Consider the following 9,411-nt stretch of genomic DNA (forward strand, 5'->3'; position numbering starts at 1 on the left):
CTGCTGCTCTGCGTTGACGCCGCCGAAGGGTGGATAGTCCGTCATGACGCCGACGGTCAGCTTGCCGCGTGCCTTGATTTCGTCAGGGGTGGCGGCCTGGGCGGGCGCAAGACCGGCGCAAGCAGCGATGACGCCTGCCAGGGCAAAAGCGCCGAACCCACGACGGCTTATGGATCTGAATATTGACATGCGATGTTCTCCTCTCAGGGTGTGGTTATGTTTCGTCGGCATCTTCAGCGTGTGCCGACTTGGAGCTTCTGCTCCAGTTTCCTGCCGTAGGCCGAAAGCGGGCGGCAGATGGCGTAGTAGACCAGCGCGGCAACGGCAAAGATCGTGAAGGCCCGGAAGGTGGCGTTGTTGACGATCTGGGCGGCGCGCGTCAGCTCGACGAAGCCGATAATCGATGTCAGCGACGTGCCCTTGACCAGTTCCACCAGGAATCCGATTGTCGGCGGGATAGCGATCCTTGTGGCCTGTGGCGCGATCACCAGCGCCATTGTCGGGGCGTAGCGAAGACCGAGCGACGTCGAGGCTTCCCACTGGCCGCGCGGGACATCCTCGATGGAGCCACGCCAGATTTCGCCGAGGAATGCGCTTGCGTGCAAGGAAAGGCCGATGGCCGCGGCTGTCCAGGGTTCGACCGACCAGCCGAACAGGCCGGGCACGAAGAAGGCGAGAAAGAGCTGCATCAACAGCGGCGTGCCCTGGAAGACCTTGATGTAGCCGGCCGATGCCAGCCGCAGCCACTTGCGCTTGCTGGTTCGGGCCAGCGCGATCAGCGCGCCGCCGAGGCCGCCGCCGATGAAGGCGACGAGGGAAAGCAGCACCGTCCATCGCGCCGCCATGACGATGTAGAGGAGGTCGGCTGTATCGAGCGCGCGCATGGTGCTACCGAGCCGGCTTGCTCAGGAACGCACGCTCGACCCCGGCGAACACGACCCAGAAGAAGGTCGACAGGCCGAGATACAGCAACGTGACGACGAAATAGATCTCGAAGCTGCGGAAGCTGCGTGACTGGATGTTGCTTGCGACCGCGGTCAGCTCGTTGGCGGCGATCACCGAGCAGACGCTGGTGTTGAGCAGCAGCATTATGAACAGGCTGGTAAGCGAGGGGTAGACCGCCTGGATCGCCGGCTTCAGGACAATGAGGCGGAATATCTGCAAAGGCCGCAAGCCGAGGGCCTTGCCGGCCTCGATCTGGCCCTTGTGGATACTCTCGATGCCAGCCCGAATGATTTCGATGCCGTAGGCCGCCACGTTGACGACCAGGGCGAGCAGCGCCGCCACGTTGGAAGACAGTTTCAAGCCCAAAGAGGGCAGGCCGAAAAAGACGACGAAAATCTGGATCAGAAGGGGAGTATTCCGGATCAGCTCGATGTATTCGATGATGATCCGGCGCAACCATCTCGGCCCGGACGTCCTGCCGAGCGCTCCCAAGATCGACACCACCAGACCCAGGACCATCGCCGACGCCGAAAGGATCAGCGTATCGGCCAGGGCCTGCAGCAGCTCCGGCCAGGCGGCGAAAACATCGGTGAAGTCGAACTCATAGCTCATCCGGCAAGGGTCCGAACGGGAGGCCGGAATTACAGCACATTGAATCTCTCGTAGGCCTCGAGCAGCGGCATGCCGCCCCGGACGGCGTCGCGGAACTGGTCTTCCTTGCCGGCCTTGTCCAGGGCTTCGGCAAGCACCTCGTCAGCCAGCCTTGCCGGCACGACGGCCACGCCGTCCTTGTCCGCCACGATCACGTCGCCCGGTTCTATCGTGACGTCATCGATCTCGACGCGGACGTCGAAGGCGACGACTTTCTGGCGATTGAAGCTGTCGTAGGGAGAAACCGAACGGGAGAATACGGAGAAGCCCATTGCTTCCATCTGCGCAATGTCGCGCACCGCCCCATCGGTCACGATGCCCGCCGCGCCGCGCCGCATGGCCGCGGTGGTGAGGAGTTCTCCCCATATGCCTGCCCGGGATGAATTGCCGGTGGCGCAGACGACGCACTCTCCGGGACGCAGGCTGTCGACCGCCTTGAGCTCGAGGTCGTAGGTGGCGGGGTCGTCATGGGCGAACTCCACCCAAAGCATGGTCTTTGCAAAACCGACGAGGGGCTTGTGCGTGGTGCGTGCCTGAATGCCGGGGCGCAGAGCCTGGCGCCTCAGGCCCTTGGTATCCAGGATGTCGAGCGCGAGGGCCACGCTCACCCGTCCAGACGCTTCCAGCCACGCCTCCGCGGACGATTGGGTCAGTTTTGCGGCAGGTGTGCTCACGACGTCTCCTTTCTGCGGAAACAACCGCAGGTGGCTCGATGCAGTATTGACAGGTCGAAAAAATCACCGGCAGGGTTCCGTGTAAAGAAACGACTTTTTCGCCTGACGAAAAAAGGAGCCTGCCTCGTGAGATTGCCTGATGGCGATTACATCGTCTCTCCCGTCTACAAGGCGGTCAAAGTGCTCGAGTTCATCGCCGAGAGCGGGCGCGATGTCTCATTGACCGAGGTGGCCAATGCGCTGGGCATGCCCAAGACCACGGTGTTCCGGTACCTGCAGACGCTGAGCGCCACGATGTTTGTTTCCCACGACGCCGCCCGGGATCGCTATGGCGTCGGCATGCGGTTCCGCGATCTGGCACGTGCCGACAACAGCATGCATCGCTTGCGAAGGGTGGCTGTCCCGGTGATGCGGGAGCTCAACCAGACCTTCAACGAAACCATCAATCTCGCCATAGAATCCGAAGGCGAGATCGTTTACATCGAAATCATGGAGTCGACGCGGACGCTGCGCATGCAAGCGCGGGTCGGCAGCAGAAACCCGCTGCATACGACGGCGTTGGGCAAGGCGATCCTCGCGCATCTGCGGGAAAACGAGCGGGACGCGCTCCTTGCCAGGAAGCTGTCGGAGCTAACCTATCGCTCCATCGTCGATTCGAAGGTCTTGCGCAGGCAACTCAAGGAAATTCGCTCGCGCGGATATTCCATCGAGATCGGCGAGAACGAAGAAAGCGCCATGTGCATCGGCGTCGCCATACTCGACGATCTGTCCTACCCCATCGCCGCCATCAGCCTGTCCGCGCCGGAACAACGCCAGTCCGACGAGCTGATAGAGAGCGCCGGCATCGCGCTTATGGCGGCGGGGCGAAAAATCTCCGAACAAATGGCCACCGGATAGGATGGTTCGAGCAAAAGCGCGCGGCGGCGATAACGGCCGCGCGCTCGGGTTCGTAAGCGAGGTTACCCGAACTTCGTCACCACCCCGATGCCGATCCCCTCGAAACCGCCCATCGCCATCAGGGCGGCCGGGGCCTCCTCAAGGCTGATCTTCTTGCCCACCAGCAATTCGGGCTTCAGCTTGCCGGTGCGGATCATCTCCATCATCGCGGAGTAGCGGTAGGCCTGCATGCCGTGGCTGCCGAGGATTTCGAGCTCGAAGGCGATCACCTTGTCCATCGGCACCTGGGGACGGGCATGCTCGCCCAGCATCAGCCCGACCTGAACATGGCGGCCGCGCCGGCGCAGGTTCGAGATCGAGTTGAAGGACGTGGTCGGATGTCCGAGCGCGTCCATCGACATATGCGCGCCGCCATTGGTGATCTGCTTGACGGCCTTGACGACGTTCGGCGTCGTCGAGGCGTTGATCGTCGCCACCGCGCCGATCTTCCTGGCAAATTCCAGCTTCTCGTCGGTGAGGTCGATGGCAATGACGTTGGCGCCCATCGAACTGGCGATCATGATCGCCGACAGCCCGACGCCGCCGCAGCCATGCACGGCCACCCATTCGCCGGGCTTCACCCGGCCCTGGTCGACGATGGCGCGGAAGGAGGTGACGAAGCGGCAGCCGAGGCTGGCGGCGGTGGCGTATTCCATCTCTTCGGGCAGGCGCACGAGATTGGTGTCGGCATGCTCGATGCCGACATATTCAGCGAAGGAGCCCCAGCCCGTGAAGCCGGGCTGCGTCTGGTGCTCGCAGACCTGGTGGTTGCCGGAGGTGCATTCGAAGCAGCGGCCGCAGCCGACGGCGAAGGGCACCGTGACGCGATCGCCGGCCTTCCAGCGGCTGACCTGTTTGCCGGCGGCGACGACGACGCCGGCCAGCTCGTGCCCGGGAACGTGCGGCAGCGTGATGCCGTCGTCATGGCCCATCCAGCCATGCCAGTCGCTGCGGCAAAGACCCGTCGCCTCGACCTTGATGACCACGCCGTCGGCGGCCGGCTTCGGATCGGGCACGGTCTGGATCGTCGGCGCCTCGCCGAATTTCTCGAAGACGACGGCTTTCATCGGCAAACTCCCACGTTTTGAGATGACGATAGCCGATTCCACGGGCAGTCGACCGGAAATCGATTCTGCCAGCAGGACCGGCGGACCGATCGGTTATTCCGGCTGCTGGCGGAAATCGGCGAGCCGCGTCTCGCCCGGCGCCAGCAGGCGACCGTCCTCCGCATGCACCTCCAGGCGGCGGATCGGCCTGCCGGTCCGGGTGTCGACCATGAAGGTGTAAGGCTCGCCCGGCCCGGAGAAATAGGTCTCGCCCCACTGGCGCAGGGCGACCAGGACATAGAACAGGCCACGGCCTTTTTCGGTCAGCACATATTCATGATGCGCGCTGCCGTCTTCGGCCGGAACGGTCTCGAGGATGCCGTGCGCAATCAGATTGCGCAGGCGCGCCGACAGGATGTTCTTGGCCACGCCCAAGCTCTTCTGGAATTCGCCGAAGCGCCGCATGCCGTCGAAGGCGTCGCGCACGATGAGCAGCGACCACCAGTCGCCGATCGCGTCGAGCGGCCGGGCGATGAGGCAATCCGCGCTTTGATGGCTCGTCCGTTTCACCATGCAATTCGTCCAGGTTTCCGATTTGTGGTTGCAAGATAAAACCTTCTTGTCTATTCCGCAATGGTTTCAACTTGAAACCAAATGGAGCTTGCACGATGAATCTGCAACTGCAAAGCGCGGACCTGCGGCAGACCGGAGAAGCCGCGAAGGGGCAGGGATTGCCGCGCCTCACCGCGCTGATCTTCGCGGTCGTCTGCGGCTTGAGCGTCGCCAATGTCTATTTCGCGCACCCACTGCTGGATGCCATCGCACGTGACTTCGCGATCGCCCCCGCCTCGGTCGGTATCGTGGTGACCGTGACGCAGATTGGCTACGCGCTCGGCCTGTTCTTCATCGTGCCGCTCGGCGACCTTTTCGACCGCCGCAGGCTGGTCGCCACCCAGGCCGTGCTTTCGGCTCTGGCGCTTGTCCTTGTCGGCCTTTCACCGAGCGCCGCGGTGCTGCTGGCGAGCCTTGCGGCGGTCGGCCTGCTCGCCGTCGTCGTGCAGGTCCTCGTCGCCTATGCCGCCGACCTGGCGGCGCCGGCGGAGCGGGGGCGGGCGGTTGGCACCGTCACCAGCGGTGTGATCCTCGGCATCCTGCTCGCGCGCTTCGCTTCGGGGCTGGTCGCCGATTTTGCCGGCTGGCGCTCGGTCTATCTCGCCTCGGCGGTGCTGACGCTCGCGATGGCGGCAATCCTGTTCCGCGTGCAGCCTCGCCATGAGGCGGCGCGGCCGCGCACATCCTATGTCCGGCTGCTCGGCTCGGTGCTGCTTCTGTTCATCGAGGAGCCCTTGCTGCGCGTACGTGCGGTGCTGGCCATGCTGATCTTCGCCAGTTTCAACGTGCTCTGGGCGCCATTGGTGCTGCCATTGGCAGCACCCCCGTTCTCGCTATCGCATACGGAGATCGGGCTGTTCGGTCTTGCCGGCGTCGCCGGCGCGCTCGGCGCGCGCTGGACCGGCACGCTTGTCGATCGCGGGCAAGGCCAATTGGTCACTGGCTTCGGTCTCTTGCTGATGGCCGCCGCCTGGCTGCCGATTGCTTTCATGGGCTCCTCGCTCTGGCTGCTGGTGCTGGGCATCGTCATGCTCGACCTTGCCATCCAGGCCGTGCACGTCACCAATCAAAGCCTGATCTTCGCCCGCCGGCCGGACGCCCGCAGCCGGCTGGTCGGTGGCTACATGATCTTCTATTCGCTGGGCAGCGCGCTCGGATCCATCGCCTCGACCATGACCTACGGGGCCTGGAGCTGGATGGGCGTCTGTCTGCTTGGCGCGGGCATCGGCCTGGTGGCGCTGGCATTCTGGGCCGCGACGCTGAGGGTAGGGCGCTGGTTATGACGGCGGCGTATCGAGCAGCGGCTGCCGTTTGCGAAACCATTCATCAGCTTCCGCATCCCACGGCCAAACCCCGGACGTTGACGGAAAGATAAGCTGCACAATCCGGAAATCAGGCCCGTCGTAAAACCATATGTCCCAACCGAAATAGTCCAGGTAGTGATCGGGATGCACTGCGCCGAATTGACAGTCGAAGCCGCCTCCCAGGAAACCCGATGCCCGCTCACCGACGCGGAACCTCTCGCCGCCGCGCACCCGTCGGCAATACTCGTTGATGATGGTCATCGAAAGCTCCGGCTTGAGCCCGATCACGACCAGTTCAGGGACGCTAAAATTGTGCTCTATCCCGACCGAGTAGGCGAAGGGCGGATGCTCGTCCTCCTCCAGCACATAGAGAATGTGGCAGCCGTACTCTTCGATGTCCGCGAGTGCCTTGGCCTCCTCGGCGTCCTTGGCTTCCCTATTCGGCATCGATCTGGTTCTGCGGCGCGGCCTTCTGGAACGCCGGCAGCGCCATGCAGGCGGCGTTGATGCGCGCGATCACCGGATAGGGCGTCATGTCGACGCCAAAGCGGGCATTGTTGGTGACCTGGGCGGCGAGACAGATATCGGCGAGGCCCGGTGCGTCGCCATGGCAGAACGCGCCGGTCTCGGGCGAGGAGGCTAGAATCTTTTCAAGCGGCTGGAAGCCTTCGTTCACCCAGTGCCGGAACCAGCTGACGACGTCCTGGTCGCCGGCGCCGAACAAGGTGCGCAGCGAGGTCAGCACGCGCAGATTGTTCACCGGGTGGATGTCGCAGGCGATCATCTGCGCCAGCATGCGGACCCGCGCGCGGCCCAGCGCATCCTTCGGCAGCAGCGGCGGGTTTGGCTCGATCTCGTCGAGATATTCGATGATCGCCAGCGACTGCGTCAAAAGCTTGCCGTCTTCCAGCACCAGCGCCGGCACCAGGCCTTGCGGATTGACGGCGAGATAGGCTGGCTCCAGATGCTCGCCATGGCGCAGATGATGCGGCACATAGGTGTAGTCCAGCCCCTTCATCACCAGCGCGATCCGCACCCGATAGGAGGTGGAGGAGCGATAGTAATTGTGGAGGACGAGGTCGCTCATCGCCTCGGCTGCCCGATGGTCACCGCGATCTCGCCGATGCCGTCGACGCCGCCGGTGATCCTGTCGTCGGCCTGGACCGCGCCGACGCCGGCCGGCGTGCCGGTGAAGATCAGGTCGCCGGGTTGCAACTCGACCGCTTCGCTGCAGATCGAGACGATGTCGGCGATCGGCCAGATCAATTCGGCAAGATCGCCGTCCTGTTTCACCGCGCCGTTGACGGCGAGCCAGATGCGGCCTTTCTCCGGATGCCCCGATTTCGCCGCCGGAACCAGCGGGCCGCAAGGGGCAGACTGGTCGAAGGCCTTCGACCAGTCCCAGGGACGCGCAGCCTTCTTAGCCTGATCCTGCAGGTCGCGGCGGGTCAGGTCGACGCCGACGCCATAGCCCCAGACATGGGCGAGCGCATCCGCGCGGGGCACGTGAAGGCCTCCCTTGCCGATGGCGACGACCAGCTCGATCTCGTGATGCAGGTTCGAAGTCAGCGGCGGGTAGGCGATCTCGGCGCCGCTGTCTACCACCGCGTCGGCAGGCTTGGTGAAGAAAAAGGGCGGGTCGCGCTCGTCGTTGCCGAGCTCGCGCGCGTGCGCCGCGTAATTGCGGCCGACGCAGAAGATGCGGCGCACGGCAAACCGCTCCGCCGAGCCCGCGACGGCAACCGAGGCGACCGGCGGCGGCGGAAGGACGAATTCTGGCATGGGTTTTCTCTGTGTTGGCATGAATCGCCCCCACCTTCCGCCGATTTTGCCGGGCGGGCAAGACTCGACGTGCGGGCACATCGGCCTGTCGTTTCAGTGACAATGCGCTGGATCATTGGGCGTATACTATTTGCCAATAATCTGGCCATGGTCACGGGACTATCCTGTGCCTGCCGAAACCGAACCGATGCCTGAACCCGTGCAATGACCCCCGTCAGCGATCGCGCCCGCTTCCTGATCATCGACGACCACCCGCTGTTTCGCGAGGCGCTGCACAGCGCCGTGCAGATGGCCTATCCGGACGTCGACACGGTCGAGGCGCGCTCGATCGCGGAAGCGATCGAGCTTCTTGCCGACGCCAAGCCGTTCGATCTCGCGCTGCTCGATCTGAGCATGCCCGACGTGCACGGCTTCGAGGGGTTGCTGCAGCTGAGGACCCGCTACCCGCGGCTGCCGGTGGTGATCGTGTCGGGCTATGAGGAACCGAAGATCATCTCCGAGGCGCTGTCCTACGGCGCGGCCGGCTTCATCCCGAAATCGGCGAGGAAGAGCGACCTCGCCGCGGCCATCCGCTCGGTGATGGACGGCGCCGTCTATGTGCCGGAAAATTACGAGGGCCAGCCGCCCGATCCCGACAGCACCGACCGCGCCGACATGGTGCAGCGCTTGGCGAGGCTGACGCCGCAGCAGCTCAGGGTCCTGCAGATGCTGCGCCAGGGCATGCTGAACAAGCAGATCGCCTACGAGTTGCAGGTGGGCGAGACCACCGTGAAAGCGCATGTCTCGGAGATTTTACGCAAGCTCAACGTGTACAGCCGCACGCAGGCGGTGATCGAGGTTTCGAAGCTCGATAATGCGGAGCTGTTCAGGGATCAGGCTGGGTTTTGAGGGGGGCAAATTTGGAGCGTTCGCGGGCCGCCTGCTTCTTAGAACGAGACTAAAGTATAGTTATTGTGGCTCATGTTCTTTTGAGCCTAGGACGATGGCATGAACTGGGTATAAAAAGGGCGAGTTCAGTCCGAGAATTTTATCAGCCACTTGGCCGTCGAGTGCCGCAGTTGGGCATGTTGATAGTCCTAATTCAGTCGCCAATAGCAACATATTTTGTGCAATATGGCCAGCTTCAATAAATATAACTTTTAAGGCATTCGGGTGCCCATATTTCCACATCGTTCTTTCTACACTGGCAACAAGAATTATCATTGCTGCTGCGTTGATCGTCCATTGCTGTTCAGCTGCCAGTTTAACGATCTGTTCAGTCCGCAACGAAGCTAATCTACCCAGTGAATGGTCATAGGCAGAGTAATGATATATGCCTTTTGCGAGTCCTTGCACTTTTAGAACGGCAACGTACGCCTCATAGGGATTTCTGGCTCCTCCGGATGGGGCCATCTTTATGGGTAGTTTTCCAATTCCAGGAATGTCATAGAATCCGGTGATCCCCATCGAGCAATACAGTAT

General features: G+C 62.9%; 12 protein-coding genes and 1 pseudogene. 3 read left to right on the forward strand and 10 right to left on the reverse strand.

Annotated elements, in window-relative coordinates; translation table 11 throughout:
• The 4 genes and pseudogenes from EOD07_RS38495 to EOD07_RS11725 all read right to left on the reverse strand — a co-directional run.
• Positions 1 to 189 (reverse strand): annotated as a pseudogene (locus EOD07_RS38495) (ABC transporter substrate-binding protein); the annotation flags it as partial.
• Positions 190 to 233: 44 nt separating this feature from the next.
• Entirely contained in the window at positions 234 to 884 is a 651-nt protein-coding gene (locus EOD07_RS11715; protein WP_127235564.1) for an amino acid ABC transporter permease, read from the reverse strand.
• 4 nt (positions 885 to 888) lie between these two features.
• Entirely contained in the window at positions 889 to 1,557 is a 669-nt protein-coding gene (locus EOD07_RS11720; protein ID WP_127235565.1) for an amino acid ABC transporter permease, read from the reverse strand.
• Positions 1,558 to 1,586: 29 nt separating this feature from the next.
• Positions 1,587 to 2,270 (reverse strand): RraA family protein, encoded by a 684-nt coding sequence (locus EOD07_RS11725; RefSeq protein ID WP_164772186.1) that lies wholly within the window; start codon positions 2,268 to 2,270, stop codon positions 1,587 to 1,589.
• Between the two features lie 126 nt (positions 2,271 to 2,396).
• Between EOD07_RS11725 and EOD07_RS11730 the strand changes: the two genes are divergently transcribed.
• Positions 2,397 to 3,167, forward strand: coding sequence for an IclR family transcriptional regulator (locus EOD07_RS11730; protein WP_164772187.1), 771 nt, complete (start codon positions 2,397 to 2,399; stop codon positions 3,165 to 3,167).
• A gap of 62 nt (positions 3,168 to 3,229) precedes the next feature.
• Here EOD07_RS11730 and EOD07_RS11735 read toward each other — a convergent pair whose 3' ends face one another.
• Entirely contained in the window at positions 3,230 to 4,273 is a 1,044-nt protein-coding gene (locus EOD07_RS11735; RefSeq protein WP_127235568.1) for a zinc-dependent alcohol dehydrogenase family protein, read from the reverse strand.
• A gap of 93 nt (positions 4,274 to 4,366) precedes the next feature.
• The gene (locus EOD07_RS11740) at positions 4,367 to 4,825 is read right to left on the reverse strand and encodes a helix-turn-helix domain-containing protein (RefSeq protein WP_040981760.1); all 459 of its coding nucleotides are present in this window, start codon (positions 4,823 to 4,825) and stop codon (positions 4,367 to 4,369) included.
• A gap of 95 nt (positions 4,826 to 4,920) precedes the next feature.
• Here EOD07_RS11740 and EOD07_RS11745 point away from each other — a divergent pair, with 95 nt between their 5' ends.
• Complete coding sequence (locus tag EOD07_RS11745; protein WP_127235569.1) at positions 4,921 to 6,147, forward strand: MFS transporter; 1,227 nt, start codon at positions 4,921 to 4,923, stop codon at positions 6,145 to 6,147.
• Here the strand turns inward: EOD07_RS11745 and EOD07_RS11750 are convergent.
• The 3 genes from EOD07_RS11750 to EOD07_RS11760 are packed head-to-tail and all read right to left on the reverse strand — an operon-like array spanning position 6,142 to position 7,950.
• Positions 6,142 to 6,615, reverse strand: a complete 474-nt coding sequence (locus tag EOD07_RS11750) for a DUF4262 domain-containing protein (protein WP_127235570.1) — start codon at positions 6,613 to 6,615, stop codon at positions 6,142 to 6,144. The two genes, EOD07_RS11745 and EOD07_RS11750, sit on opposite strands and share 6 nt — an antisense overlap.
• On the reverse strand, positions 6,605 to 7,255 hold the full coding sequence (gene maiA, locus EOD07_RS11755) for a maleylacetoacetate isomerase (protein ID WP_127235571.1): 651 nt from the start codon (positions 7,253 to 7,255) through the stop codon (positions 6,605 to 6,607). Before maiA ends, EOD07_RS11750 begins: the two co-directional genes overlap by 11 nt.
• Entirely contained in the window at positions 7,252 to 7,950 is a 699-nt protein-coding gene (locus EOD07_RS11760) for a fumarylacetoacetate hydrolase family protein (RefSeq protein WP_127235572.1), read from the reverse strand. Before EOD07_RS11760 ends, maiA begins: the two co-directional genes overlap by 4 nt.
• Before the next feature lie 204 nt (positions 7,951 to 8,154).
• Here EOD07_RS11760 and EOD07_RS11765 point away from each other — a divergent pair, with 204 nt between their 5' ends.
• On the forward strand, positions 8,155 to 8,838 hold the full coding sequence (locus tag EOD07_RS11765; RefSeq protein ID WP_041007450.1) for a response regulator transcription factor: 684 nt from the start codon (positions 8,155 to 8,157) through the stop codon (positions 8,836 to 8,838).
• A 60-nt stretch (positions 8,839 to 8,898) separates the two neighbouring features.
• On the opposite strand, the gene EOD07_RS11770 is transcribed toward EOD07_RS11765, so the two are convergent.
• The coding region (locus EOD07_RS11770; RefSeq protein WP_164772188.1) for a SagB/ThcOx family dehydrogenase at positions 8,899 to 9,411 on the reverse strand (513 nt) is incomplete at its 5' end.

This window comes from Mesorhizobium sp. M2C.T.Ca.TU.002.02.1.1 (genome assembly GCF_003997225.1).